Annotated in this window: 25 protein-coding genes; 18 read left to right on the forward strand and 7 right to left on the reverse strand. The window is 63.8% G+C overall.

Annotated features, from left to right (window positions below; translation table 11 throughout):
* Positions 1 to 13 precede the first annotated feature (13 nt).
* The 4 genes from ACNKU3_RS16490 to ACNKU3_RS16505 form a co-directional block, all read right to left on the reverse strand.
* Entirely contained in the window at positions 14 to 1,432 is a 1,419-nt protein-coding gene (locus tag ACNKU3_RS16490) for an MFS transporter (RefSeq protein ID WP_418260645.1), read from the reverse strand.
* 101 nt (positions 1,433 to 1,533) lie between these two features.
* Positions 1,534 to 2,694, reverse strand: a complete 1,161-nt coding sequence (locus ACNKU3_RS16495) for an FAD-dependent oxidoreductase (RefSeq protein WP_418260646.1) — start codon at positions 2,692 to 2,694, stop codon at positions 1,534 to 1,536.
* Between the two features lie 100 nt (positions 2,695 to 2,794).
* The gene (locus ACNKU3_RS16500) at positions 2,795 to 3,715 is read right to left on the reverse strand and encodes a hydroxymethylglutaryl-CoA lyase (protein ID WP_418260647.1); all 921 of its coding nucleotides are present in this window, start codon (positions 3,713 to 3,715) and stop codon (positions 2,795 to 2,797) included.
* On the reverse strand, positions 3,715 to 4,914 hold the full coding sequence (locus tag ACNKU3_RS16505) for a CaiB/BaiF CoA transferase family protein (RefSeq protein WP_418260648.1): 1,200 nt from the start codon (positions 4,912 to 4,914) through the stop codon (positions 3,715 to 3,717). Before ACNKU3_RS16505 ends, ACNKU3_RS16500 begins: the two co-directional genes overlap by 1 nt.
* A 159-nt stretch (positions 4,915 to 5,073) precedes the next feature.
* Here ACNKU3_RS16505 and ACNKU3_RS16510 point away from each other — a divergent pair, with 159 nt between their 5' ends.
* Genes ACNKU3_RS16510 through ACNKU3_RS16520 form a run of 3 tightly spaced genes read left to right on the forward strand, consistent with a single transcriptional unit; the run spans position 5,074 to position 7,618 of the window.
* Positions 5,074 to 5,742, forward strand: a complete 669-nt coding sequence (locus ACNKU3_RS16510) for an isochorismatase family protein (RefSeq protein WP_418260649.1) — start codon at positions 5,074 to 5,076, stop codon at positions 5,740 to 5,742.
* A 29-nt stretch (positions 5,743 to 5,771) separates the two neighbouring features.
* Entirely contained in the window at positions 5,772 to 6,692 is a 921-nt protein-coding gene (locus ACNKU3_RS16515) for a polysaccharide deacetylase family protein (protein ID WP_418260650.1), read from the forward strand.
* The gene (locus ACNKU3_RS16520) at positions 6,689 to 7,618 is read left to right on the forward strand and encodes a polysaccharide deacetylase family protein (RefSeq protein WP_418260651.1); all 930 of its coding nucleotides are present in this window, start codon (positions 6,689 to 6,691) and stop codon (positions 7,616 to 7,618) included. The genes ACNKU3_RS16515 and ACNKU3_RS16520 overlap by 4 nt, the downstream gene beginning before the upstream one ends.
* A gap of 9 nt (positions 7,619 to 7,627) precedes the next feature.
* On the opposite strand, the gene ACNKU3_RS16525 is transcribed toward ACNKU3_RS16520, so the two are convergent.
* Positions 7,628 to 8,167: a VOC family protein gene (locus tag ACNKU3_RS16525; RefSeq protein ID WP_418260652.1), complete on the reverse strand. Its 540-nt coding sequence runs from the start codon at positions 8,165 to 8,167 to the stop codon at positions 7,628 to 7,630.
* Between the two features lie 300 nt (positions 8,168 to 8,467).
* On the opposite strand from ACNKU3_RS16525, the gene ACNKU3_RS16530 reads away from it, so the two are divergent.
* The 6 genes from ACNKU3_RS16530 to ACNKU3_RS16555 all read left to right on the forward strand — a co-directional run bounded on the left by ACNKU3_RS16530 (position 8,468) and on the right by ACNKU3_RS16555 (position 12,923).
* Positions 8,468 to 8,665, forward strand: coding sequence for a hypothetical protein (locus ACNKU3_RS16530; RefSeq protein ID WP_418260653.1), 198 nt, complete (start codon positions 8,468 to 8,470; stop codon positions 8,663 to 8,665).
* 269 nt (positions 8,666 to 8,934) lie between these two features.
* The gene (locus ACNKU3_RS16535) at positions 8,935 to 9,699 is read left to right on the forward strand and encodes a glutathione S-transferase family protein (protein ID WP_418260654.1); all 765 of its coding nucleotides are present in this window, start codon (positions 8,935 to 8,937) and stop codon (positions 9,697 to 9,699) included.
* A 44-nt stretch (positions 9,700 to 9,743) separates the two neighbouring features.
* Complete coding sequence (locus ACNKU3_RS16540) at positions 9,744 to 10,241, forward strand: nuclear transport factor 2 family protein (RefSeq protein ID WP_418260655.1); 498 nt, start codon at positions 9,744 to 9,746, stop codon at positions 10,239 to 10,241.
* Positions 10,241 to 11,215 carry an NAD(+) diphosphatase gene (gene nudC / locus ACNKU3_RS16545; protein ID WP_418260656.1) on the forward strand — a complete coding sequence of 325 codons (975 nt, stop codon included), beginning with the start codon at positions 10,241 to 10,243 and terminating at the stop codon, positions 11,213 to 11,215. Before ACNKU3_RS16540 ends, nudC begins: the two co-directional genes overlap by 1 nt.
* 69 nt (positions 11,216 to 11,284) lie before the next feature.
* A complete protein-coding gene (locus tag ACNKU3_RS16550; protein ID WP_418260657.1) occupies positions 11,285 to 11,902 on the forward strand; it encodes a paraquat-inducible protein A in 618 nt (205 codons plus the stop codon).
* A 34-nt stretch (positions 11,903 to 11,936) separates the two neighbouring features.
* Positions 11,937 to 12,923, forward strand: a complete 987-nt coding sequence (locus ACNKU3_RS16555) for an LLM class flavin-dependent oxidoreductase (protein WP_418260658.1) — start codon at positions 11,937 to 11,939, stop codon at positions 12,921 to 12,923.
* A 33-nt stretch (positions 12,924 to 12,956) separates the two neighbouring features.
* Here the strand turns inward: ACNKU3_RS16555 and ACNKU3_RS16560 are convergent, their stop codons facing one another.
* On the reverse strand, positions 12,957 to 13,799 hold the full coding sequence (locus tag ACNKU3_RS16560; protein ID WP_418260659.1) for a hypothetical protein: 843 nt from the start codon (positions 13,797 to 13,799) through the stop codon (positions 12,957 to 12,959).
* Positions 13,800 to 14,036: 237 nt separating this feature from the next.
* On the opposite strand from ACNKU3_RS16560, the gene ACNKU3_RS16565 reads away from it, so the two are divergent.
* The 9 genes from ACNKU3_RS16565 (at position 14,037) to ACNKU3_RS16605 (ending at position 24,052) form a co-directional block, all read left to right on the forward strand.
* The gene (locus ACNKU3_RS16565) at positions 14,037 to 14,708 is read left to right on the forward strand and encodes a dienelactone hydrolase family protein (RefSeq protein ID WP_418260660.1); all 672 of its coding nucleotides are present in this window, start codon (positions 14,037 to 14,039) and stop codon (positions 14,706 to 14,708) included.
* Positions 14,709 to 15,024: 316 nt separating this feature from the next.
* The gene (locus tag ACNKU3_RS16570; RefSeq protein WP_418260661.1) at positions 15,025 to 16,011 is read left to right on the forward strand and encodes a zinc-dependent alcohol dehydrogenase family protein; all 987 of its coding nucleotides are present in this window, start codon (positions 15,025 to 15,027) and stop codon (positions 16,009 to 16,011) included.
* A 4-nt stretch (positions 16,012 to 16,015) separates the two neighbouring features.
* Positions 16,016 to 17,260, forward strand: a complete 1,245-nt coding sequence (locus ACNKU3_RS16575; RefSeq protein WP_418260662.1) for an MFS transporter — start codon at positions 16,016 to 16,018, stop codon at positions 17,258 to 17,260.
* On the forward strand, positions 17,257 to 19,167 hold the full coding sequence (locus ACNKU3_RS16580; RefSeq protein WP_418260663.1) for a pyrroloquinoline quinone-dependent dehydrogenase: 1,911 nt from the start codon (positions 17,257 to 17,259) through the stop codon (positions 19,165 to 19,167). Before ACNKU3_RS16575 ends, ACNKU3_RS16580 begins: the two co-directional genes overlap by 4 nt.
* Positions 19,168 to 19,170: 3 nt before the next feature.
* Positions 19,171 to 19,605 (forward strand): nuclear transport factor 2 family protein, encoded by a 435-nt coding sequence (locus ACNKU3_RS16585; protein ID WP_418260664.1) that lies wholly within the window; start codon positions 19,171 to 19,173, stop codon positions 19,603 to 19,605.
* A 3-nt stretch (positions 19,606 to 19,608) separates the two neighbouring features.
* On the forward strand, positions 19,609 to 20,586 hold the full coding sequence (locus tag ACNKU3_RS16590) for a hypothetical protein (protein WP_418260665.1): 978 nt from the start codon (positions 19,609 to 19,611) through the stop codon (positions 20,584 to 20,586).
* A 7-nt stretch (positions 20,587 to 20,593) separates the two neighbouring features.
* Positions 20,594 to 21,271, forward strand: a complete 678-nt coding sequence (locus tag ACNKU3_RS16595; protein WP_418260666.1) for a phosphotransferase-like protein — start codon at positions 20,594 to 20,596, stop codon at positions 21,269 to 21,271.
* Positions 21,272 to 21,392: 121 nt separating this feature from the next.
* On the forward strand, positions 21,393 to 22,649 hold the full coding sequence (locus ACNKU3_RS16600) for a cytochrome P450 (RefSeq protein ID WP_418260667.1): 1,257 nt from the start codon (positions 21,393 to 21,395) through the stop codon (positions 22,647 to 22,649).
* 941 nt (positions 22,650 to 23,590) lie between these two features.
* Positions 23,591 to 24,052, forward strand: a complete 462-nt coding sequence (locus ACNKU3_RS16605; protein ID WP_418260668.1) for a hypothetical protein — start codon at positions 23,591 to 23,593, stop codon at positions 24,050 to 24,052.
* A gap of 143 nt (positions 24,053 to 24,195) precedes the next feature.
* On the opposite strand, the gene ACNKU3_RS16610 is transcribed toward ACNKU3_RS16605, so the two are convergent.
* Positions 24,196 to 24,963 carry an alpha/beta fold hydrolase gene (locus ACNKU3_RS16610; RefSeq protein WP_418260669.1) on the reverse strand — a complete coding sequence of 256 codons (768 nt, stop codon included), beginning with the start codon at positions 24,961 to 24,963 and terminating at the stop codon, positions 24,196 to 24,198.
* Between the last annotated feature and the right edge of the window lie 59 nt (positions 24,964 to 25,022).

Here is a 25,022-nt window from a genome sequence, read left to right on the forward strand (position 1 = left end):
TCGATGACAGTTTTTACTGCTGGGCCAGATCGCGTTCCGCCGCCTCGACCGCGGGACGGAAGCGGGTAAAGGCGGTGAGACTGAGTACCAGTACACCGGCGGGAATCGTCGAATACAGCCAGATCATGCCGTCGATCGCCTCCTGGTCCTGGGCCACCGCACCACCGGTGGAGGACTGGAAGCCGACCGCGCTCAACACGATACCCGCGAGAACCGGCCCCAGCGCGAAGGCCAGCTTTTCAGTCGCGGAGAAGATGCCGGAAAACAGCCCCTCATCCACATTGCCGGTTTTGCGCCGCTGCAAGCCGATGGTGTCGGTGAGCAGGGAGAAGGTCAGCACCGAGAACCCGGCGTTGGTGCAGCCGATGATGAAGGCGCGCACCAGGACCAGGAAGTGTTGCGTCGGCATCTCGCCCCACAGGGGGAGGGTGAACAGCACATCATCACCGGGGCCGATCCACAGCCAGGTCACCGTTACCAGCCCCCAGCCGATACAGGCGCCCCAGAATGCCCGTTCCTTGCCCCAGCGGCGGGACAGTTTTACCCACATCGGCTGGCTGAGAATCGAACCGCAGGCCATCACCAGCACGAAGGGCAGCAGCAGGTTGATATCGGCGATGGCGTAGAGGAAGACGAAACCCACCACGGTATAGCCGCTGGCCTGGGCGATGGACTGGATGAAAAAGGTCACCGTGAGAACCACGAAGGGCTTGTTCTGGCGCACGACAGAGAGACGCGAGAGCATGTTGGCCGGCGCCGCGTGCACAGTCCGGCCGAAATTGCGCGGTACGCCATAGGCGGTCGCCAGCATCGCCAGCAGGCACAGGCCGCCGAAGATCATCGCCATGGTGCGCCAGGCCGCCGCGTCGCCACCCAGCGCGAATACCAGCGGCTGGGCCAGGCCCACACCCATGATGACCCCGGCAACGGCAAAGATCATGCGAAAAGCAAGAATGGTTGTACGTTCATGGGGGTCGCTGGACAGTTCCGAGGCCACCGCCAAATAGGGAACCGAGAACGCGCTGAAGGCGGTGGAGGCAAGGAAAAACAGGATGCCGATGGTGAGCGCCGCCAGCCAGGGCGAGGGAAAGCCGGAGAAGCTGAACATGGCAACAAAGCCGATGGCGGTCAGTATCGCCCCCGCCACCAGGAAGGGACGGCGGCCGTGGCGCGGTTTGTGGTGATCCGAAAACGCGCCCATCAGCGGGTCACAGATGATGACCCAGAGTTTGGGCAGCAGCACCACGATGCCCGCCAGCCAGGGCGCCACGCCCAGCATGGTGGTCATGAACAGGGGCAACAGGGCGGCCGGGGCATCGCGGAACAGTTGCGCCCCGGTCTGGCCGAAGCCATAGAGGACCATGGTCTTGCGCGGCACCTTTTCCACCGCCGCTTCCTGCTCGCCGGCCATGTACTCTGCTGATGTATCCATAACGCTACTCTTACGGCCTGGCGGCGCCAGCCTGATGGGTTGATCGCCTCATGCTGGAGTCGCGCAGCGGAGCGAGTCGCTGCTCACCCCGGCATCAGCGTTTAAACGGGTTCGGTGGTGCAGTCGTAGAAAAACAGCCCCAGGGTCTCCTCGTTGCGCATATTGCCGACGCCGTACATCTCCGCCTCCGACCCCTGCAGCCGGTCGGCGTTGGCGTTCGACTCCGCCTGGATAAAGCTGGTGCGCTCGTGGCGCGCCGCCTGGAACCGCGCCAGGGCCTCGGCCACGGTCGCGGAATCCTCCAGCGCCCGCGCCAGCATCACCGCATCCTCGATGCCAGTGGCCGCACCCTGGCCGAGGAAAGGTGTCATGGCGTGGGCGGCGTCGCCGATGAGGGTGACCTTGTCGGCAATGGCCCACTGCGCCAGCGGCTTGTGCGCGTTGATGGCCCACTTGAATACCGTGCCCGGGCGTACCGCGGCAATCATCGACTGGATGTCCTCGCACCAGTCGCCGTACAGCGCCTGCAGTTCACCGGGCTCGGCGGGAATCGCCCAGCCGTCCTCGGTCCAGCCGTCCTGGCGGGCAAAAAATACCAGGTTGAGCAGCTCGCCCTTGCGCAGCGGGTAACGCACGACCATCTTGCCGGGACCGATGTGCATGCCCGGCTGATCCACCAGGTGCTGGATGGCGGGGCTTACCGGCGCCAGCGCGCGAAAGGCGATGTGGCCGGTAAAATGCGGCGCCTGGGGATCGAAGAGCTGGCGGATGCGCGATTTGAGACCATCGGCGCCGATCACCAGGTCCGCGCTGGCGGTGGTGTCGTCGGCGAAGTGCAGCAGCGGTTGCTCGCCGCTGGTATCGATGTCGCCCAGGCGCTTGCCGAGGGCGATCCTGCCACCGCGGGCTTCGGCGGCCGCGACCAGGATCTGGTGCAGGTCCGCGCGGTGGATATAAATGTAGTGCGCCCTGTAGGTCTCGAAGGTGGTGCTGCGATCGACTTCGCGCAGCACCCGGCCGTCCTGCCAGTGGGAAATGTGCTGCAACTGCGGCTCCATACCCGTCGCTGCCACGGCCTCCCCGACGCCGACCGCGTCGAGACCGCGCATGGCGTTCGGCGACAGGGTAATGCCCGCGCCGATGTCGCCCCAGGCGGGCGCGGCCTCATACAGCGTGACCTTGTGCCCACGATCCAGGAGCGCGAGCATCGCCGTCAGACCGGCAATCCCTCCTCCGATGACAGCGATGTCCAGTGAAGCCATAACGATTCTCTAACTCGGGCCATGCCGCGACGGCAAAACCAACAGTGATTGGTACGGCCCTAGTCTGCCCGCCGGTACGAAGTAGCGACCATGACAAATATCAAGCGGGCCCGGTACCAGCCTGCTTTTGCAGCCAGGGCTTCAGCCAGGCCTTGGCGCGGCCACCGGGTGCGGTGCCGGTGAGGGCTTCGGACAGGTCGGAGGCCCGCAACAGGGCGTCCAGGTCGATACCGGTGGCGAAGCCCATCTGTTCCAGCATCATCACCACATCCTCTGTCGCCACGTTGCCGCTGGCGCCCGGGGCAAAGGGGCAGCCGCCCAGACCGCCGATCGAGGCGTCGAAATAGCGCACTCCGGACTCGAGCCCGGCAAACACGTTGGCGAGCCCCATGGCCCGGGTGTCGTGGAAGTGGCAGCCGAGACGCTCGGCACCGATGGCCTGCACCAGCGGGTCCATCAACTGGCGCACCTGCTGCGGATTGGCGGCGCCGATGGTATCGGCGATCACGATCCGGTCAGCGCCGATGTCGGCAAAGCGCTGCGCGATATCGCGCACCCGGGCCGGATCGGTGGCGCCTTCGAAGGGGCAGGCAAATGCCACGGCGATGGTGGCGACCACCTGCGCACCCTCCTGGGCGGCGCGGGCGATGATCGCCGCGGTATCAGCCTCGGCCCCGGCCATACTCATCTTCACATTGCGCTGGGCCATGGTATCGCTGGCGTAGAGCACCATCGCCACCGTGCCGACACCGGCGGCACGGGCCAGTTCGTAGCCACGGAGGTTGGGGATCAGTGTGCTGAAGACACCGTCGAGGCCGGCAAGGCCGGCCACCACTTCGTCGGTACCCGCCATCGCCGGCACCGCTTTCGGCGAGACGAAGGCGCCCGCCTCCACATGATCCACGCCCGCCTCGACCAGCGCCCGCACCAGCTGGACACGCTCTGCCACGGTGAGAATCCGCGGCTGGTTCTGCAACCCGTCGCGTGGACCGACATCGTTGACTATGACCTGTTCGCCCATCAGCCGATTACCCCATCCTGTTTCAGTTGCTCGACATCCTGCTGGCTGTAGCCGAGCAGGCTGGTGAAGACTTCATCGGTATGCTGCCCGAGCAGCGGCGCGGGGCTGTACTCGTCCTCGCCGGTGCGGGAGAGCTTGATCGGGTTGCCGGGGCCGCGGGTGGTGCTGCCGTCGGGGTGTTTGAGCTCGACGACCATCTCCCGGTGCAGTACCTGGGGATCGGAGAGCGCCTGGCTGAAACTGTTCACCGGCGCACAGGGGATCCGCATGGCCTCCAGCTTCTCCAGCCAGTAGGCGGAGGTGTTGGTGCCGAGAATCTCGTTGAGCCTGGCGTTGATCATGTCCCGCGCCGCCCAGCGCCCGGGCTGCCCGTCGAGGGCCGGATCATCGAACTCAGCACAGCTCACCACTTCCTTGAGATTCTGCCAGAAGTTGTCGGTAATCACCGCAATGACGATAAAGCCATCAGAGCAACGGAACGTATTGTAGGGCACGTGGACAAAGTGGGAGTTGCCGATCGGGTAAGGGTTTTCCCCGGACAGGAAATACATCGTCGCCATGTAGTTGAGCAGGGAAATCTGGCAGTCCAGCATGGAGATGTCGACATGCTGGCCGCGGCCGCTGCGCTCGCGCTCGTAGAGGGCCGCGAGGATGCCCATGACGCCGAACATGCCGCCGCCAAGGTCGCCGATGGGTATGCCGGCGCGCACCGGGTTTTCCGGGTCTGCGCCGGTGATGGACATGCCGCCGCCGGTGGCCTGGGCCACCTGGTCGAAGGCCGGCCGCTTGTGCCCCGGGCCGTCCGAGCCGAAGCCGGACACGGTGCAGGTGATGATGCGCGGGTTGATTTTACTCAGCGTGGCGTAGTCGATCTTCAGGCGTTCCGGCACGCCGGCGCCGAAATTGCTCAGCACGATATCGGAAATCTCGACCAGCTTGTAGAACTGGGCCAGGCCCGCCTCGCTTTTCAGGTCGATGGCGACGCTTTTCTTGTTGCGGTTGAGAGTGATGAAATAGGCACCCATGCCGCCCAGGGAATTTTTCGGGTCCGTCGCCAGCAGTTTGCGGGTACCCTCGCCCTGCAGGGGCTCCACCTTGATGGTTTCGGCACCGAGGTCGGCGAGAATCATCCCGCCATAGGGGCCGGACAACATGTGGGTGAGATCCAGGATGCGTATACCGTCGAGGGTCTTGTTCATTTTAAACGCCGCTCACTTACTATTTGCTAGTGGGTGCCTTGACGCCGGGAGCGCGCCCGGCGACTTGCAGTATTCGGCACGATTGTATTATTGTTATGCCTTTATATCAATCAATCCGGGAGGCGCGCCGCAGCCCGGGAAACACCAGCAGGAACCAGCATGGAAACCAGCAACAAGACCGCCCGTGAAATCTACCTGGAACTGAAGGCGAACCCCTCCCGCGCGCGCTTCGGCTTCGGCGACAAGGCCATCCTGGTCAACGTCGACCCGCAGAAGGCCTACACCCGCACCGACCTGTTCAAGACCGCCTACGAGACCGACCCGCGGCAGATGGAATACACCGACACCCTGGCGAAGAAATTCCGCGCCCTGGGCTGGCCGGTGGTATGGACCCACGTGGCCTACATGGAATCCGGCGAGGACTGCGGCGTCTGGGGCACCCGCACCGACACCCCGGACTCCCTGCAGAACATCAAGTTCGGCTCCGAGCGCAGCGAGTTCGACGACCGGCTGAGCATCGACCGCGAACGCGACGTGATCTACTGCAAGAAGATGCCCTCGGCCTTCTTCGAGACCCAGCTGCAATCCCTGTGCGTGTGGCACAAGGTCGACACCGTGGTGATCACCGGCGGCTCCACCTCCGGCTGCATCCGCGCCACCGCGGTGGATTCCCTGTCCCGCGGCTATCGCACCATCGTGCCGGAGGAGTGCGTGTCGGACAAACACGAGTCCTACCATTTCGCCAATCTCACCGACCTCGCCATCAAGTACGCCGACGTACTGGAGGTGCAGGAAGTGTTTGACTGGCTGGACAGCAAACGGGGCTGAGCCGAACGGCTCTACCCGGAGGGAATACCATGCAAGCAGACCCCGGTCTCTACGACTACTGGCCCTGGGAAGGGCGCCCGAAGATCAGCTGGCCCGGCGGCGCCCGCATCGCCTTCTGGGTGGCCCCCAACATCGAGTTCTACGAACTCGACCCGCCGGCCAACCCGCAGCGCAAGGCCTGGCCCCAGCCCTACCCCGCCACGCCGGGCTACAGCATCCGCGACTACGGCAACCGGGTGGGCCACGTGCGGCAGATGGAAGTGCTGGACCGCTACGGCATCCGCGGCTCGATCTCCCTGTCCACCGCGCTGTGCGACCACCACCCGGAAATTATCGCCATGTGCGCCGAGCGCGACTGGGAATTCTTCAGCCACGGCATCTACAACACCCGCTACACCTACGGCCTGTCCGAGGAGCAGGAACGGGAGTTGATCCAGGATTCCGTGGACAGCATCGAGAAACACACCGGGCGCAAACCGGCCGGCTACCTGGCGCCCGCCCTGTCGCACTCGGAGCACACCATCGACCTGTTCGCCGAGGCCGGCGGCATCTACACCTGCGACCTGTTCCACGACGACCAGCCCACGCCGGTCCGCGTACGCAATGGGCAGAAATTCGTCTCGGTGCCCTACTCCCTGGAGATGAACGACACCATCGCCTATGTGGTGAACAAGGTGGAGCCGCGGCGCTACGGCCAGATGCTGAAGGACAATTTCGACCGCCTGTACCAGGAGGGTGCGGAGAACGGCACCGTCATGTGCATCCCGACCCACAACTACCAGGTGAGCTGCCCGCACCGCTTGAAGGCATTTGAGGAAGCCCTGGAGTACATCACCGGTCACTCGGATGTCTGGGTCACCACCGGGCGGGAGATCGCCGAGCACTACCTGCAACACCACTACGACACTGCCGTGGCGCACATCGCCGGGCAGCGGGAGGCGAGCGCATGAGCCTGGATCGCGAACACCTCGAATACCCCATGCGCCGCTACGGCATGGACCACGACCGCTACCAGTGGTCCATGCTCAGCGAGCGCCCGCCGATCCGCTGGCCCGACGGCAAGCCGCTGGCCCTGTGGGTCAACGTCTGCCTGCAGTTCTTCCCGCTGAACCAGCAGGGCAAGCCCTTCCCGGTGCCGGGCGGCATGACCATGCCCTACCCGGACCTGCGCCATTTCACCCTGCGCGACTACGGCAACCGGGTCGGTATCTACCGCATCCTGCGCGCCCTCGACCAGTACGGCGTGCGCGCCAGCTTCGCCGTGAACAGCGCCCTGGCCGAGCGCGCGCCGCAACTGCTGCGCACACTGGCCGCGCGTGGCGATGAGTTCGTGGCCCACGGCGTGCACATGGATGCGCTGCACTACGGCGGACAGGCGGAAGCGGAAGAGCGGGAACTGGTGGCGCGCTGCCTCGACACCCTGCGCAAGGCCAGCGGCCAGGCGGTCACCGGCTGGCTGAGCCCGGCGCGCAACGAAAGCGAACGCACCCCCGAACTGCTGCGCGAGCACGGCATCGAGTATTTCTGCGACTGGGTCAACGACGACATGCCCTACCCCTTCCATACCGCGGGGGGCGACCTCTGGGCCATGCCGCTGTCCACCGAACTGGAAGACCGCTTCGTGCTGATGAACAACCTGCACTCGGAGCAATCCTGGCTGGAACAGGTCTCCGACGCCTGCGACTTCCTCCTGCAGGAAGCGCAGGACAGCGGCAGCGGGCGCATCCTCGCCCTGAACATTCACCCCTGGCTGCTGGGCCAGCCGCACCGCATCGGCAAGCTGGAGCAGGCGCTGCAACGTATCACCGGCAAAGCCGGCGTCTGGTCGGCGCCCCCCGGGGAAATCCTCGCGGCGTTCAGCGCACAGCAGGCCTGAAGCCGGGATTTACCCGGCTTGCGGAATGACAGCTGGACCGGTGTTGTTCTGTAGCATCGGGTCCCGCTCGATCAGCGACAACAGGTTGCCGTCGCAGTCGCGAATACAGGCCTCGCTGACCGCCATTCCCCCCAGCCTGAACGCCTGCACCGGGCGCAGGAGCGTACCGCCCGCGCGCTCCAGCCGGGCGAGGGTAGCCGCCAGCGAGCTGACGTAGAACACCAGCGCGATTTCCCCGATACGGGCCGGGCCGCTGATCGCTGCCACTTCTTCCGCCCCCTGCTCCGGGGAAAGCTGGAACAGCCCCAGCATGCCGAAATTGGGCCCGGGGCGCTTGAGTATCCGCGCCGGATAGGGCCGGTGGGTATCGAGGCCAATCACCGCGCTCGCGGAGGGATCTTCCAGCACGGCATCGAGGAAAGTCTCCCTCAGTCCGAGCTCCCGGTAAAACGTCGTGGCCCGTTGCAGGTCCCTGACGAACAGGGTGGCGCGAATCAGCGCGGACACTTCAGCCGCCGGCGCTCCCGCGGCGTTCACTGTTTTTTCCAATGCATTCTCCCGATATCGCCGGTCCGGATAACAGGCAGCACCTCTCCCGCAGGGGATGGCGCCGCTCCAGTTGGCCAGTCTGCGAGCCGCGGCGGCGGTACTCCATGACATTTGTCGGCTGTAAGGGGAGCCCGTGTAGGGGAGAATGCCTGCCCGTTGCCCCCATTGCTGAAGAGCGCACTGCGGCGAAAAGTGGCAGTATTTTGTGACCCATTTCACATATGACCGGGGGACCGGGGGCAAAAAGCCGCGATTCCTGCTACAACAGGCGCAACAACCACGCATCTTCGAAGGTGCCCCATGGTCGCAATCGAAAAACAGCGGTTGAGCAGCGAGCCCGAGCGCAACGATATGTTCCTCGCACGCATGCGGGCCCAGTGTGAACAAATCGAGGCCTACCGCCTCAATGTACTGCGGCGTGAAGGCCGCAAACTGACACTGGACCAGGCCGCACGGGAGTGGATCGAGCGCTACGCGCAGGATTTCACCGCCAACTGACCAAACCGGCTATAGCGACCAGCACCAGCCGGTTTCACCCGCAGCCCGTCACCTCCGGGACCAGCCGCTTCACCCCTGAATCCAGACCAACCCCGAATGTCCCCCCCGAGCTCCGCCGGTTGTTGCCGCTGTGAATTGCGTTTACATTGACCTGTCTCCGTGCGTCGGGTACGGGATTTTGCACAGCCTGCCAGCAACAGCACACCCTGCCGGCCGCAACGTGAAACATCCCGCCAGTGCCCGAAAACAGCGGCGAAGGAGAATAATAATTGATTGAACTCTACGGCAACGCCAGTCCCAACCTGATCAAGGTGCTATTCATGCTGGGAGAAACCCGGCTGCCCTTCGAAGTGAAATACCTCAACCTGATGGCGGGGGAAAACTTCGACGCCGACTATCTTGCCATCAACCCCAACGCCAAGATTCCCGCGATCATCGACCGCGACGGGCCCGACGGGGAAGTGGTCACGGTGTTTGAATCGGGCGCCATCCTCGTCTATCTCGCGGAGAAATGCGGCCAGTTCTACGGCAACACTGCCAGCCAGCGCGCCGTGGTCATGCAGTGGCTGATGCTGCAGATGAGCGGCATCGGCCCGACCTTCGGGCAGGCGGTACATTTTCGCGAGAACGGCCCCGCGCCCGCGGGCAGCGACTACCCGCGAACCCGCTACTTCACCGAGGCGGCGCGCCTCTGCGATGTGCTCGACGCGCGGCTGGCACAGAGCGAAAACCTGGCGGGGGACGAATTCTCCATCGCCGACATGGCAAGCTTTCCCTGGCTGCGCAACTACCCCGCCACCCTGGGTATCGACCTCACCGGCCTGCCCCACCTGCAGCGCTGGCGCGCAGCCACCGAGGCAAGGGAGGGCTTCCAGCGCATCAGGCCGACCCTCGACGCGATGATCGCGCGCGGCCTGGAGGAACAGAAAGTTGCCGACCCGGACAAGCTGGACCGCTTTTTCCGCCGCGGACGCTGGGCGCGCCAACCCGCCAGTAACCCCGGCGGCCCCGCCTTCGGCGACGTCAAACCCTGAATCGCAGGCGCCACTGAATAATCAGCAAGAAAACGAGGTAAAGTATGGCAAACCCGGACATCGAACAGCGGCTGGCCGCACTGGAATCCCGCGTCACCCAACTCGAGGACCAACTGGCAATCCACAAGCTGATCAACAGCTGGGGGCCCGCGGTGGATGGCGACAATCCGGCGGCCGCCGCGTCAATCTGGGCGGACGACGGCGTGCTGCTGTCGGAACTGGAGGACACCCGCCTGGAAGGCCCGGCGGCCGTGGCGGAGATGGTCCGCTACGAAGGGCACCAGCAACTGATTCGCGCCGGCTCGGCCCATATCCAGTCCTTCCCGGTGATTGAACTCAATGGCGATACCGCGAAGGCGGTGGGCTTCTCCCGCGTCTACCTGCACACCGCGGATGGCGGGCACGAAGTCTGGCGGGTTTCCGCCAACCGCTGGGACTTCCGCCGCACGCCGGAGGGCTGGCGGGTCACCCGGCGCAAGAACCACCGCATCGACGGCGGCCCCGAAGCGCGGGCCATTCTCAACCAGGCATTTGAAAACTGATGGCAAGTCCCGACAACCCCAACACCTTCACCGACAATCCCCTCGATCGCGCGTCCCACCTGCGCGCGAACCCGGACTGGCTGGCCGCGGCGCACCGCGACCCGGACAGCCTGTTCCTGCCACTGTGGCAACTGAAGCCCTGCATCCTGCCGCCACTGAAAGCGGGCGGCAGCAGCGCTGTCCGCTGGCTGCGCGCCGCCGATCTCGGGGATTTCGACCTCGGCGAGTCCGTGTTCCTCGGGCGCGACGGCGAGCGCGCCTGTTTCGCGGTGGACATCAGCGCGCTGGAAGACCCGGGACTATCGCCCGCGCTGCGCGATGCGGGCAATTTCATCGACCTGATGGCGGTAATCGCCCAGCTCGAGCCCCGCGATGCCTCGCTGCTGGCCCAGGCCAAGAGCATGGTCGACTGGCACCAGCGCCACGGCTACTGCGCACGCTGCGGCACGCCGACCCTGTTCGCGGATGCCGGCTACCGCCGGGACTGCCCGCAGTGCCAGGCCCAGCATTTTCCGCGCACCGACCCGGTGGTCATCAGCCTCGTGGTCCGCGAGGACAAATGCCTGCTGGGGCGCAACGCCATGTTCCGCGGGCCGATGTTCTCGGCCCTGGCGGGCTTCCTGGAACCCGGCGAATCCATCGAGGAGGCCGTGGCCCGGGAAGTGATGGAGGAGGTCGGCATCGAGGTGAACAACGTGCGCTACCAGTTCACCCAGCCCTGGCCCTTCCCCTCGAGCCTCATGATCGGCTGTATCGCCGATGCCGTTACCAGTGAGATCACCCTCGACGAGAACGAGATTGCCGAGGCCCGCTGGTTCAGCCGCGATGAGTTGCGCGCCGCGCTGGCCGCCTCCGCCCAGGTGGACTACCGGGAGCTGTTCAGTGACAGCGGCAAGTACCAGCCCACCGACGTCGTCCTGCCGCCGCGCTCCGCCATCGCGCACCAGTTGCTGAAAACCTGGGTCGACGCCTGATTTGCTTTCCGCTCCCGGCGCGTACAATAGCGCCCTTTCCCAGGTTGTCCGAGGTTGTGGAGTTCACCGATGTTACTGAAGCGCAAACTGCTGGTTCTGGCCAGCATCGTCCTGTCCCTTGCCCTGCTCTACCCCGGCGTCACCCTGCCGGTGCTCACCCTGCAGGGCAGCATCGAGCGCTCCCAGCTGGCGGAAATGGGCATCACCATGCTGGCCGGCGAAAACGCCAGCGAGCAGCAGCGGCAGATGCTCGGCGGCCTCGCTGCCTTCATGGGGCTGGACCAGATGGAAGGCGAGGTACAGATCTACCACTCCACCCGCTCGATCTGGGAAACCGCGGAGGACCTCGCGGCCTCGCACAACCTCTTCGTCGCCCTGCTGATCCTCACCTTCAGCATCGTCATTCCCACCTGCAAGCTGCTGCTCCAGGCGGTGACGCTGGCGGTCGAACACCCTGCGCTGGTCGCGCTGAACAGTGCCTTGAGCAAGTGGTCGATGGCCGATGTCTTCGTCATGGCCCTGCTGGTCACCTACCTCGCCGGCAGCGCTTCGGGGCGGATGGGCGATCAGCTGACCATGCAGGCGCAGCTCGAACCGGGCTTCTACTGTTTCCTCGGCTACTGCCTGTTCTCGATCGTCGCCGGCGGCCTGCTGCGCCGCGCCGCGGCGCCCGCCGCAAACGCCTGATTCCCGATTGTCGCGGGGCGGTTATACTGGCGCGATGATTCCACTGTCCATACTCGACCTCGCCCAGGTGCCCGAAGGCTGCACCCCCGCCGATGCCCTGCGCAATTCCCGCGAGCTGATCCGCCACGCCGAGCGCTGGGGTTTCCAGCGCTACTGGGTTGCCGAACACCACAACATGGAAGGCATTGCCAGCGCGGCGACCGCGGTGGTCATCGGCAACCTCGCCGAGGCCACCTCGACCATCCGCGTCGGCGCCGGCGGCATCATGCTGCCCAACCACTCGCCGCTGGTCATCGCCGAACAGTTCGGCACCCTGGCCAGCCTGTACCCCGGCCGCATCGACCTCGGCCTGGGCCGCGCCCCGGGAACCGACCAGCGCACCATGCAGGCCCTGCGCCGCCACCTCAGCGGCAGCGTGGACGATTTCCCCCGGGATGTCATGGAACTGCGCAACTACTTCAAACCGGCCCAACCGGGGCAGGCCGTCGTCGCCACCCCCGGCGCAGGCACCGGGGTACCCCTGTGGATCCTCGGCTCCAGCCTGTTCGGCGCGGGGCTCGCCGGGGTACTGGGACTCCCCTATGCCTTCGCCTCGCATTTCGCGCCGGGCTATATGGAAGCCGCCATCGCTCACTACCGCGAGCGTTTCGAGCCCTCTGCCCAACTGGAGCGGCCCTACCTGATGCTGGGCTACAACGTGTTCGCGGCTGACAGCGACGCGGAGGCGCGCTTCCTGCAGACCTCGATGATGCAGTCCTTCGTTCGCCTGCGGCGTGGCAATCCGGGCAAGATGGCGCCCCCCCAGGCGGGCTATGAAGAGACCCTGTCAGCGGCCGAGCGGCAGATGCTGGCGGAGGTCATGCGCTGCTCCGCTGTCGGTTCACCGGCCAGCGTCGCGCAGCAGATGCAGGCGTTTATCGCCGCCACCGGCGCCGACGAGCTGATGATTACCTCGCCAATCTTCGACCACGGCAAACGCCTGCGATCTTTCGAGATCGTCGCCGGCATCGGCAGGGAATAACAGGAATTCGACTGACAGCCGAACCGCAGGTCTTCAGGCCCTGGATCCCCGCTCCGGGACCTGGTTGTCGGCTTCTGTCCGGGATACCGCATCTATCCCCGCCGTGGGCCCGGGTTCAAGACTGGCGATGTACTTGTCGACGCTGAAACTCACGTCGTCCTCGCCGTACTGGTCGAAGGGGTTTTCCAGCTGGTCCTGGATATTGGCCAGCGCCGCCAGGATGACCGCGAACATCACCGGCAGGACGTATACCAGGCCCGTGTAGGAGCCTGCCAACAGGTGTGCGAACAGCGGTCCGTACATCGGCGGCAGCAACAGCAGGAAGAAATTGCCGAAGACCTTGAGCGTCTGCGGTGTGCGGTACTGGTAGACATGCTTGATGGACTCGAAGGCCCCCAGCATGGTGTTCAGGTACTGGTTGGCCCGGGACACCTCGGTCGCCGCCATGCCGCGCTGCCGGTGCTCATCGCGGATGAACCGCGAGAGTTCGGAAAACGCGCGATAGACGGCACTCTCGGACTGTTCCAGCTCCCCGTGCGGGCCATTCAGCAGGTGGACGCAGCTTTCCAGCAACTGCCGCAACAGGCGGCGGTAACGTTCGAGCAATACTTCATCGCGCATGTCGAGCCAGTCGCGGGTCGCGTAGTACAGCGCCCGCCCCTGGCTTTTCAGGCTGGCGTAATCACCGAGGACGCGCTCGCGCCGCTCATAGGCGCTGTGAATGGAAAACACTACCGGGAACACCACCGCGGTCACCAGCAGGGTGATCGGCAGGTCGGCCTTGATACCATAGTGCACGCACACCCAGGTGGACAGCACGGCCAGTATGACCGTGTACAGGGTGCGAAAATTGATGATCAGCGGCAGGCGTTGCATAAATAATCATGTGGCCTCCCGCCCCCTGGCCGGTAAGCCCTGTCGTTCTTCTGTTTCTCCCCTGGAACCGTGAAAGTACGACATCCAGATGACAGAAACGTGACAGTCGATGTGCCGACCCGGCCGAAACGGTTGCAATCCGCCACTGCCACCCTAAACTGAATCCCGCTTCGCTCATCCCGAATGACCTACCCGCCGGGCAGTCCCGCCCGGCACGCAACAGCACAGGAGATACCCATGGGATTCATCACCCTGAAAGCCGCCGACGGCTTTGAATTTTCCGCCTACGAGGCGCAGCCCGAGGGCGCGGCCAAGGGCGCCATCGTCGTCATCCAGGAAGTGTTCGGCGTGAACTCGCACATCCGCTCGGTAGTCGACGGCTATGCCAGCGAGGGCTACTACGCCGTGGCGCCGGCGATCTTCGACCGGGTCGAGGCCGGCGTGGAACTGGGCTACCAGGCCGACGACATGCAGCGCGGCATCGACCTCGCCTTCAACCAGCTGGATATGCCGACCACCCTCGGCGACCTGCAGACCGCCATCGACCACGCCGCCAGCCACGGCAAGGTCGGCGTTGTCGGCTACTGTTTCGGCGGCCTGCTGACCTGGCTCTGTGCCTGCAACCTCAACGGTGTCGCGGCGGCCTCAGCCTACTACGGCGGCGGGATTCCCGACCAGGCCGCCCAGACGCCCAAATGCCCGATCATCCTCCACTTCGGTGACAAGGACAGCTTTATCCCGATGGAGTCCGTGGCGGCCTTCAAGGCCAAACACCCGGACCTGGACTCCTTCGTCTACGCCGCCGACCACGGCTTCAACTGCGACCAGCGCGGCAGCTATGACGCCGAAGCGGCGAAACTCGCCCTGCAGCGCACCCTGGCGCTGTTCAGCGCCGAAGTCGCCGCCTGAACCCACAGCCAGTGCCCCGCAGCGTCCGGTCATCCCATCGGACGCTGTGAGTACCGGGTTGCGCCCGGCACCAGTGCACCCCGTGCTTCCCCTGTGCCCCTACAACGGTCCTGCGCCAGCGACATCACTCCAGCACAGGCAGGTACAAGTCCGACTGCGGCCACAGTAAAGCGCGCAAAAACATGCGTTGTTGCCCGCCGCGGCAAGTCCGGATACCTTTGGGACACAGCTATTCAACCAATAACAGGCAATAGCGGCTCGCGAATACGGCTCACCCTGCATTCGCGCCTGCGACGCCAGACAGAAACAACCCATAATGATAAAAACCGTTCGATTCCACGAACTGGGCGCTCCCGAAGTGCTGCGCCTGGACGACCTTCCCCGCCCCGAGCCCGGACCCGGCGAGGTGCGCATTGCCGTCGAGGCAATCGGCCTGAACCGGGTGGAGAGCATGTACCGCCGCGGCGAATTCGGTGCGCCCGCCCTGCCCTCCACCCTGGGCTATGAAGCCGCCGGCACGGTCGACGCCGTCGGCGAGGGCGTCACCGGTTTCCACCCCGGGGACCGCGTCGCCACCCTGCCTGGACTGGACATGGCCCAGTACGGCACCTGTGGCGAGGCCATCCTCTACCCCGCCAGCATGCTGGTCAAAGTGCCGGACGAGCAGAGCATGGTAGAGGCGGCGGCGACCTGGATGCAGTACCTGACTGCCTACGCCCTGGTGTATGCCGGCAACATCGCCCGCGGTGACCACGTGGTGATCACCGCGGCGTCCTCATCGGTCGGCCTCGCCGCCATCCAGATTGCCAACGCCGCCGGCGCCATTCCCATCGCGGTAACCCGCGGCCGCGGCAAGGCCGCCGCCCTGCTGGAAAACGGTGCGGCCCACGTGATCGTCAGCGACGAGGAGAACGTGGCCGAGGCCGTGCGCGGTATTACCGACGGCCAGGGCGCGCGCATCGTCTTCGACGCCGTGGGCGGCCAGCCGCTGGCGGAACTGGTCACGGCGGTGGCGCCGCGCGGCATCCTGATTCTCTACGGCGCCCTCGCCGGCGAGGAAGTCACCCTCGCACTGCAGGCGGTGATGTTCCACTGCATCACCCTGCGCGGCTACGCCGCCTATGAACTGTTCCTCGACCCCGCAGTCCAGCAGTCGGCCATCGACTATATCTACGCGGGCCTGAAGAGCGGCGCCCTGCGACCGCTGGTCGACAGCACCTTCCCGCTGGCGGAGATCGTCGCCGCCTATCGCCACCTGGAGAGCAACACCCAGTTCGGCAAAATCGTCGTCACTGCAGGCTGAAGCCATGAGCCATACCGATTCCGCCAGTTACTGGAGCGAGTTCCGCCGCGGCTGGCGCCCGCTGGCCGCGGCGACTGTGGGCCTGAGCGCGGGCATGTCGCTGAACGCCTATGTCACCAGCATCTTCGGGCCCTACCTGCTGGAGGCCTTCGCCTGGAGCAAGGCGGCCTTCGCCCTGATGGGTACCCTGTCGCTGGTGACGATTATCCTGATCCCGGTGGTCGGCCGCCTGACCGACCTGTTCGGGGTCCGCGTGATCGCCCTGCCCGGGATCATCGGCTACCCGGTGAGCCTGGTGCTGCTGAGCATGCTGCAGGGCGATATCCGGGTGTTCTACGCACTGATCCTGCTGCAGACGATCTTCTGCATCGGCACCACTACAGCGGTGTACTGCCGCCTGGTGGCGCAGGCCTTCAACCGCAGCCGCGGGCTCGCACTGGCAATCTGCGCCTGTGGTCCCGCGGTGGTCGGCGCCCTGGCCAGCCCGGCCCTGACCAGTTTCAACGAAGCCTTCGGCTGGCGCGCGGGCTACCAGGTGCTGGCGGTGTTCTCCGCCCTGCTCGGTATTGTCACCCTGCTATTGCTGCCGCGTACGAATCGGGAGGCCATGCTGGTCCAGCGCCGCGAGCGCAACGCGCGCAAGGACTACGCCACTATCCTGCGCCACCCGGCTTTCTGGGCTTTGCTGACCGGTGCCTTTCTCTGCAGCATGCCGCATGCGCTGGCCTACTCGCAGATCAAGCTGATGCTGCAGGAGCACGGCGTCACGCCGATGCAGGCGGGCTACATGGTCTCGGTGTTTGCCGGCGGGGTCCTGCTCGGGCGCTTCGGCGCCGGCGCGGCACTGGACCGCTTCCCCACCCACATCGTGTCCGCGGTGGTCATGGGGCTGCCGGCCATCGGCCTGTTCATCATGGCTACGGACAACGCACCGCTGGGCCTGCTGGTACTCTCGGTGGCGCTGCTCGGGCTGTCCTTCGGCGGCGAGGCCGACGTGCTGGCCTACGCCACCGCCCAGTACTTCCCGATTGCAATCTACAGCAGCGTCGTGGGGTTGCTGCTGAGCGCCGTGGGCGTTGCCATTGGCCTCGGCTCCACCCTGCTCAGCTACACCCTGACCCTCGCCGACAGTTTCAGCCTGTTCATGACTGTCGCGGGAACAGCGGTAATTACCGGTGCATTCTGCTTCCTCTGGCTGGGCAGGTTACAACGGACAACCAGGATCGGCGAGGAGATCGCGACCGTATGAAGCATCCATTTTTCGGGCTTTGCGGCCTCGCCATTGCCGCCTTCAGCCTCTCCGGCATGGCCGGCGACAATTTCCAGGAAGGCACCAAGTATTCGCCGCTGAAGAAGATTCATCGCAACAATGTCAGCGAGCTGGAAAAGGCCTGGGAATTCCACAGCGGCGACCTGCCGGGTAAGGATTTCCAGGGCCTGTTCGCCTTCGAGGATCACCCGCGGATCATCGACGACAACCTGGTTATCTGCACGCCCAACCGCCACATCATCGCCCTCGATCCCGCCAGCGGCGACAAGCGCTGGGAGTACGCCCCGGAGGAAAGTCCCGCCGTCACCAAGAAGTGCCGCGGTATCGCCCACTGGGAAGACCGCAGTGCGCCGCGCGGCAGCCACTGCCAGTCGCGCCTGTTGCTCGGCACCGACGATTACCGCCTGGTCGCCATCGATTCGCGCACCGGTACTGCCTGCCGCCGCTTTGGCGACAACGGCGAGGTCCGGATGCCCGCAAGTATCCCGGAGCTGTTTACCGGGGAAGTCGCGGCCAGTTCCGATCCCGCGGTGGTCGGCGACGTGGTTGTGGTGGGGTCCTCGGTCGCCGACAACCAGCGGGTGCACGCGCCCAGCGGGCGGGTGCTCGCCTACCATGCCCGCAGCGGTGACTTCCTCTGGGAGTTCGACCCGGTGCCGCGCGACGCCAACGACCCGGCCATGCGCAGCTGGGGCAAGGGCACCGCTGGCTTCGGCCAGTCCAACGTCTGGAGCTCCATGGCGGTGGACCAGCGGCTGGGACTGGTTTACCTGCCCACGACCAGCACCTCGGATGACTTCTACGGCGGCAACCGCCCCGGGGACAATCACTACTCGACTTCGGTAGTGGCCCTGCACGGGGAGACCGGCGAGGTCGCCTGGCACCAGCAGCTGGTGCACCACAACGTCTTCGACTACGACCTGCCCACGCGACCGATCCTGATCGACTATCCCGGCCGGCACGGTATGGTGCCGGCGCTGGCGCAGATCACCAAGATGGGACTGATCTTCGTCTTTGATCGCGCCACCGGCGAACCCCTGGTGCCGCTGGAGGAACGGCCCGTTCCCCAGGACGGCACAGTCGCCGGCGAACAGCTCTCACCCACCCAGCCCTTCCCCGCGGACATGCCTGCCGTGATCCGGCAGTCGTTCTCTCCGGATGACGTGTGGGGTTTCACCCCGCTGGATGAGGGCGCCTGCCGCAAGAAGGCCGAGCAGTACCGCTACGGGCCGATCTACACCCCGCCCAGCGAGCAGGGCACGATTTTCATGCCCGGCGCCGGCGGCGGCCCCAACTGGGGCGGCGGCGGCTACGACCCGGAGACCGGGATCATGGTCGTGCCCACCAACCGGGTACCCGGCATCATTACGCTGATTCCGCGCGACAGGGCCGGCGACATCAACGGCATGCGCGTCGAAGGTCGCGGCAAGCTCACCTTTGAAAACCGCGGCTCCGACTACGCCTTCATGATCGACCAGTTGTTCTCGCCGCTGGGCGCGCCCTGCTCCGAACCGCCCTGGGCGGCACTCACCGCCGTGGACCTGGTCAACCGGCGCGTGGTCTGGGAAATTCCCCTCGGCAGCATTCGCGAGCTCGCCCCCCTGCCCATCGACTGGGACCTCGGCGCGCCGGGCGCAGGCAGCCCGCTGGTGACCGCCGGCAAGCTGGTGTTTATCGGCTTCTCCACCGACAACGCGCTGCGCGCCTTTGATATCGAGACCGGCCAGGAACTCTGGGAGGTCGACCTGCCCGCCTCCGGCAACTCGGTACCGATCACTTACGAAGTCAACAACGAGCAGTACATTGTCATTCCCGCAGGGGGCCACAGCCTGTATGGCGGCGATGTCAGCGACGCTGTTGTTGCCTACAAATTGCGCCGGGACTGAGCGGTGAAACGCAGCGAGCGCCTGCAGGCCATCGAGGAGATTCGCCAGCTGAAAGCGCGCTATTTCCGCTACATGGATACCAAGCAGTGGGATATGCTGCGTACGGTCTTCACCACCGACATGCGCGTAGTCTCCCCCGAGGGCGCCGTCTGGATCGAGGGCGGCGACGCATTCGCCGCCAGCCTGCAGCACTCCCTCGAAAACAGTGTCTCCTGCCACCAGGGCTTCACCGCGGAAATCGACATCCTCGACGCAGATAAGGCCACCGGTATCTGGGCGATGCAGGATATTATCGCGTGGGACGACCGCCACCCCCGGGAGGGCTGGAAAGCCATTACCGGGCGCGGGCACTACCATGAAACCTACCGCCGGGAGGACGGCGAATGGCGTATCGCCACGCTGTCACTCACCCGGCTGCGACTGGATATAGAGGAGTAAACCATGCCTTCCGGCAGCAACCGACGCGACACCCCGGCCCTTGCAGACCTGCCCCCGGCCGACCGCTTCTGCGACAGCCCCAGCGACAATCCCTACTGGAACGAGAGCGTGTGGTTCTCGGTCTCCATCCCGGACAAGCGCATCCACGGCATGATCCAGTACTACTTCCGGCCCAACATGAACATGCTCAACGGCGGGCCGGTGCTCTGGGACGCCTCCGGCCACAACAGCTGGGATTGCCGCCACTACAACTGGGCCCACCTGCAGGCGCTGCCGCCGGGACAGGAAAAATTCAACATGCAGGCCAACAACTCACTGGCGGTGAAAGTTCTGGAGCCGCTGCAGCGCTACGCCCTGAGTTACGACCACGACGACCTCCGCTTCGAACTCGAGTGGAACGCCATCGGCCCCCTGCACGAGCTGAAAACCGGCGACGCCGGCCAGCAGGCTACCGCCAAGTTCCACATCGAACAGCCCGGGCGCATGACCGGTACCCTGACCAGCCTCGGCGAGACCTTCTCCATCGACTGCTTTTCCATGCGCGACACCTCCTTCGGCGCGCGGGATTATGCCTCGCTGGCCAGCGGCGGGTATTTCTGGGGCATCGCCGCGGAGAGTTCCTTCCATGCGATTGCCATGGGCAAGGGGCGCGAACAGAAAGTCATCGGCGGCTATCTCTACCGCGACGGCGAGCTTTCGAGCCTCGCCTCCGGCGTGCGCCGCATCGAGGAATACGGGCGCTTCGGACCGAAAAAGGTGGTTTTCGAGGCCACCGACAAACTCGGCCGACAGCTGAGCGCCACTGGCAGCATCGACGAGGGCCTGCTGTTTACCGGCTACACTGACCACACCGTGGTATGGTCGCTGGTGGAATGGGACTGGGACGGCATCACTCACTGGGGCGACAATCAGGAATTCGCACCGGCAATGCGCTTCCGCCAGATTGCCCGCGGTGATATCGAGTTGGGAACCGGAGAATAAACGACAAATGGCAGGACAAATCATCATCGTCAGCGGCACCTCCGGGTCCGGCAAATCCACCACCTGTGAGCTGTTCGCCAAGCGCTCCGACGATTTCTGGCTGCTCTACGGCATCGACCATTTCCTCTCGGCCACCTTCCCCGCCAAATTCGGCCACCACGGCCCGCGCAGCGCCGAGGGCTTCCAGGCGGTGCCGATGCACGGGGACGATCCCGACGGCGACCTGAAATGGCGCTTCGGTGAATTCGGCATGAAGGGTTTCAATGTCTTCCACGAGTGGGCCGCCGCAGCCTCCCGCGCCGGCTGCAACATCATCCTCGACCATATCGCCCTGGTCGACCCGCCCATTATCCAGGACTGCGTGCAGCGCCTGCAGGGCTTGCCGGTGCTGTTCGTGTCCCTGAAGCCGCCGATCGAGGTACTGCAGCAGCGGGTGGAACAGCGCAAGATGGACAAGAAAATGCCCACCGCGGATTTCGACAAGGACGACCCGATGCGCCGTATCATCGAACGCCTCAACCGCCTGCGCCCGTGGTTTTATGAGGCCGCTTATGAAGCGGGTATCTACGACCTCGAAATCAACACCAACGATTTCAGTCCCGAACAGGTCTGCGAACTGATCGATCAGCGCCTGGCCGAAGGGCCCGGCACGGCCTTCGGGCAGTTGCAGGCAAAGTTCTCCTGATCACCTGTCGCCGGCAGCACCAGCAGTAATCCCCGGCCATACAACAGGCGTTTTCCCGCCCCCGGGGCAGCGCCTGCTAGACTGCGTTGGCAGTTCCCAAAAACAATAACAGGAGACCGGGATGGCCGAGGGCAATACCGCGGACGACATTGGCTACGACCCCTTCGACCTGGAGGTGATGTCCAACCCCTTCCCCTACTACCGCCTGCTGCGCGAACGCCAGCCGGTCTACTACACCCCGCAGTACGATACCTACTGGCTGTCGCGCTTCGCCGATATCGAGGACATGCTGCAGAACCGGGGCAATGCGCTGGTTTCCACGGAATCGTCCATTCCCATGCCCGAGGTACTGCGCCAGCACCACCGGGGCAAACCGGCCTGGGCATCCCTCGACCCACTGTCGCCCATGACGCTGCTGCACAGCCCCTATTACGAGGACATTCGCCGGGCCCACGCCCAGCCCTTCACCCCGAAGGGCGTGGCCGAACTGGAGGAATTTGCCCGCGAGACCACTCGCGCCCTGCTCGACGAACACCTGCCGCGCGGCGAGTTCGACCTGTTCCTGGACTACGGCGGCCGCCTCAGTGCGCTGCTTACCTGCCGCCTGTTCGACATCGACCCAGGCGAAGCCGGGGACATCCTGGAAACCGTCAACGCCACCACCGCCTACGACCCGGAGCGCGGCGGGATCGACAACAGCCAGCTGTTCGCGCGCATGAAACGTTTCATGCTGCCCTCCATTGCCCGGCGCCGCGCCGCGGGCGCCGACGGCAGCGCCCCACTGTTCGACGGCCTGATCCAGTTGCGCCTGCGGGATAGTGGCCGCGCACTGACCGACGACGAAATCTCCGACGAACTCACCTGCGCCTTCATCGCCAACACCGAGACCCCCGGCAAGGTGGCGGCACAGGGCCTGCTGGAACTGTCCCGGCGGCCGCAGCAACTGGCCGAAATCCGCGAGGACCTGCCGGCCAACGTCACCACTGCCACCGAGGAAATGCTGCGCCTGTGCGCACCGGCGCAGTGGTTCATGCGCACCGTGCACGAGGATTGCGAGATCGCCGGTGTGCAGATGCAAGCCGGCCAGCGGGTGGCGGGGCTGATCTGCTGCGCCAACCGCGACGAGCGCGAGTTCGACGACGCGGAGGAGTTCATCTGGAACCGCCGCCTGCGCAAGCAACTGGCCTTTGGTATGGGCCGCAACCACTGCCTCGGCCTGCATATCGCGCGGCTGCAGATCCGGGTGCTGGTGGAAGAGTTCCTCAGGCGGGTGGACGACTACAGCTTCGACCTCGAGCGGGCCGTGCTGCGGCCGAGTTATTTCCACTACGCCTACAGCAGCCTGCCGGTCCGAGTTTCCCAACAAGGAATACCATAAAACCAGCCATTCTTTTGCGCACTTCATATCGAGCATAGCCAGGTTCCTGTATTTTCACAGGCACATGCAGTCTCCTGAAGTGATTCCCCGAATCGAGACTGATGGTGTAAAACGCCCCTAAAACTCTCAGGAGCTGGTAGGTGACCTTCAGCGGAAATCGAGACCTTATCAACTGAAAATTATGCTTTAAAGCGGGAACTCAATAACGCCAGACATCGATGTCTCATCAGTGAAATTTACCGAAAGCAGGTAATTCTCGCTCATATAACGGCACCTTCCTTGCCCGTGGAACAGGATTCACGTAACAGGATAACCACACTCGAAAACTCGTTTGTGAATTTTGGATCAAATATCAGCCGTCAAACAGCTAAAGCGTGATCTCATCGCATCAATCCGGGCGCGACAAATGCCCTGGTTTCGGAAACAGATTTTTATAACAAAAAATTATATCGCGCCAGAATTATCGACCTAAATTCGCGGGTAGATACTGAAAAAATTGCCCATGATCTGATGCCCGTTTCAACCATGAAAGCCTATGGGTACACTGAGAATATAACCACTAAACCTATTCGCAGCACGCCAGAAGCTCGTTTCCGGCGAAATCAGACTGCTCCAATTCTGGCCGAAGGGTGCATCATGACAGACTAAGCATCGCGGACTTTTGTGAATAACATCAAGCCAGGCCTGGCTGCGGAAAACTCGGATACTCGTCCAAAAAAGTTTTCAGCGACAGCCGCCAGACCTGTCTATAATTTATTCAACTAGGTGAGGCCGCCTGCTAATAGCACCCATGCTGACCTGCTTACCGGCAGACTCAGGCCAAACTCTTTGGTCACAGAACAATCGAAATTCTACCCAAAAGCAACGTGCCAAAAACCAATACCTACCTGACATACGGTCTTTTTCCAGTAATCTGACGAAATTTACTTGAGAAAAGAGGCATGAAATCTTTGATCGAGACTTATGTTGAAGTCACGAACGAGTTCAACAGTGGAATTCGCAATGCCAAGCTATGGGACGACTCTCTTGAATTTGCCAATGGCAACTTTTTAAATGCGAAATACCACTATATAGAAAAACGCGTTCAAAGCCTGAGCGAACAAAACGAAAACGGAACGGTTGGGATCAGGCCAATTCCGCAACCGTTGTATCGTCCTGAAAGTGGCAATACCACGAACGCAATGGCGGATAGGGATGATGCACACCGGGAATATAATACCGATGAAGATAGCTTGTATTGTATTGCTATCAGCGAATTCGAGAGCACCAGGCGTCAGATAGATGTCTGGGCACAAGCTCAGCAACTGGCACCAAACAGCTTGAGAGATGCTAAGCGCCACTATATCCGTCTCCGCGTAAACAGCTTGAAAATGGCTGTGGGCGTCAACATCGACAGCCATTAACACCATAAAATTCCTTTTCCTGAAAGCGGTTCGTCATCACAGAGTTTGAAAATTCTCCACAACGCTCCGACCTCTAGCGTTGTGGATATGCTTTCCGGTCCAGTCTCATGCAGATATCCATTGGAACAGTCGAGTAGGCCAATTTACCTGGGAGACAGCGGACCCACTGGAACAGAATCTACAGCCCGCATGAGTGCATCGACCAGTTCCGCAGGTTTGCTGAAAAAAGGAGAATGTGAAGCGTCGATCAGTACAGGGTTCACCCCTAGGCGCTGTATCACCTGATCACTCATGCTTGTTGGCATCGCCCGGTCCTGCTCGCAGAGAATGAAACTGCGCGGCAATTGCGCGGACCAGAAGTCTGGCACGTGAATCGCCTCGGTATTGAACAGGAGTGGCGCCGGAGTCAGGCGGTCATAGGCCCAGCGAACCGTTGCTTCGTCACAGTCGTGGTAGAAAAATCCCTTGGCCTTTTCCGGGTCGCACACCTCCAGCCGGCCGTCATCGGTGGTCCGCAGGAAGCCCAGCATGCCGGTCTCGTCATCCATCAACTGGGTGACAGCGCCGTCATTGTTGTCCTGCGCGCCGCCGGTGGCTTCGACGATAGTTTTGCCCTCGATGGGCAGACCCGCCGCCAGGAATACCAGGTGCCCTACCCTGTCGATGGCCGCGTTGGCGGCGACGCAAATGTCGTAACCGCCGCCGGAATGGCCGACCAGTACGTCACCGGGCTCCAGCACTTCGAGGATGGCGTCGCGGCGGTCCGCGAGGGTCGAGCGTTCATCCCGGCGCGAGCCGTGGCCGGGCAGGTCGATGGCGATGCCTGCGTGGCCCAGTTTTTCCAGTTCCGGGATCACGCGGTCCCAGCACCAGGCGCCGTGGAATCCGCCGTGAATCAATACAAATCGCATATCTCATCCTTCTTATGGTTATCGTTCGGGTGCAGCAGGTTCCGTAAGGCAGCTGAACC

This window comes from Haliea sp. E17 (assembly GCF_048323675.1).
In the GTDB taxonomy this organism is placed as follows: Bacteria; Pseudomonadota; Gammaproteobacteria; order Pseudomonadales; family Halieaceae; genus Mangrovimicrobium.

Coding starts and splice junctions, on each gene's coding strand:
- ACNKU3_RS16590 (WP_418260665.1), top strand. CDS start 19,609: ATGCCTTCCGGCAGCAACCGACGCGACACCCCGGCCCTTGCAGACCTG.
- ACNKU3_RS16530 (WP_418260653.1), top strand. CDS start 8,468: ATGGTCGCAATCGAAAAACAGCGGTTGAGCAGCGAGCCCGAGCGCAAC.
- ACNKU3_RS16505 (WP_418260648.1), bottom strand. CDS start 4,914: ATGAACAAGACCCTCGACGGTATACGCATCCTGGATCTCACCCACATG.
- ACNKU3_RS16580 (WP_418260663.1), top strand. CDS start 17,257: ATGAAGCATCCATTTTTCGGGCTTTGCGGCCTCGCCATTGCCGCCTTC.
- ACNKU3_RS16495 (WP_418260646.1), bottom strand. CDS start 2,694: ATGGCTTCACTGGACATCGCTGTCATCGGAGGAGGGATTGCCGGTCTG.
- ACNKU3_RS16500 (WP_418260647.1), bottom strand. CDS start 3,715: ATGGGCGAACAGGTCATAGTCAACGATGTCGGTCCACGCGACGGGTTG.
- ACNKU3_RS16555 (WP_418260658.1), top strand. CDS start 11,937: ATGATTCCACTGTCCATACTCGACCTCGCCCAGGTGCCCGAAGGCTGC.
- ACNKU3_RS16515 (WP_418260650.1), top strand. CDS start 5,772: ATGCAAGCAGACCCCGGTCTCTACGACTACTGGCCCTGGGAAGGGCGC.
- ACNKU3_RS16605 (WP_418260668.1), top strand. CDS start 23,591: ATGAAATCTTTGATCGAGACTTATGTTGAAGTCACGAACGAGTTCAAC.
- ACNKU3_RS16550 (WP_418260657.1), top strand. CDS start 11,285: ATGTTACTGAAGCGCAAACTGCTGGTTCTGGCCAGCATCGTCCTGTCC.
- ACNKU3_RS16600 (WP_418260667.1), top strand. CDS start 21,393: ATGGCCGAGGGCAATACCGCGGACGACATTGGCTACGACCCCTTCGAC.
- ACNKU3_RS16560 (WP_418260659.1), bottom strand. CDS start 13,799: ATGCAACGCCTGCCGCTGATCATCAATTTTCGCACCCTGTACACGGTC.
- nudC (WP_418260656.1), top strand. CDS start 10,241: ATGGCAAGTCCCGACAACCCCAACACCTTCACCGACAATCCCCTCGAT.
- ACNKU3_RS16490 (WP_418260645.1), bottom strand. CDS start 1,432: ATGGATACATCAGCAGAGTACATGGCCGGCGAGCAGGAAGCGGCGGTG.
- ACNKU3_RS16610 (WP_418260669.1), bottom strand. CDS start 24,963: ATGCGATTTGTATTGATTCACGGCGGATTCCACGGCGCCTGGTGCTGG.
- ACNKU3_RS16575 (WP_418260662.1), top strand. CDS start 16,016: ATGAGCCATACCGATTCCGCCAGTTACTGGAGCGAGTTCCGCCGCGGC.
- ACNKU3_RS16510 (WP_418260649.1), top strand. CDS start 5,074: ATGGAAACCAGCAACAAGACCGCCCGTGAAATCTACCTGGAACTGAAG.
- ACNKU3_RS16570 (WP_418260661.1), top strand. CDS start 15,025: ATGATAAAAACCGTTCGATTCCACGAACTGGGCGCTCCCGAAGTGCTG.
- ACNKU3_RS16520 (WP_418260651.1), top strand. CDS start 6,689: ATGAGCCTGGATCGCGAACACCTCGAATACCCCATGCGCCGCTACGGC.
- ACNKU3_RS16540 (WP_418260655.1), top strand. CDS start 9,744: ATGGCAAACCCGGACATCGAACAGCGGCTGGCCGCACTGGAATCCCGC.
- ACNKU3_RS16595 (WP_418260666.1), top strand. CDS start 20,594: ATGGCAGGACAAATCATCATCGTCAGCGGCACCTCCGGGTCCGGCAAA.
- ACNKU3_RS16565 (WP_418260660.1), top strand. CDS start 14,037: ATGGGATTCATCACCCTGAAAGCCGCCGACGGCTTTGAATTTTCCGCC.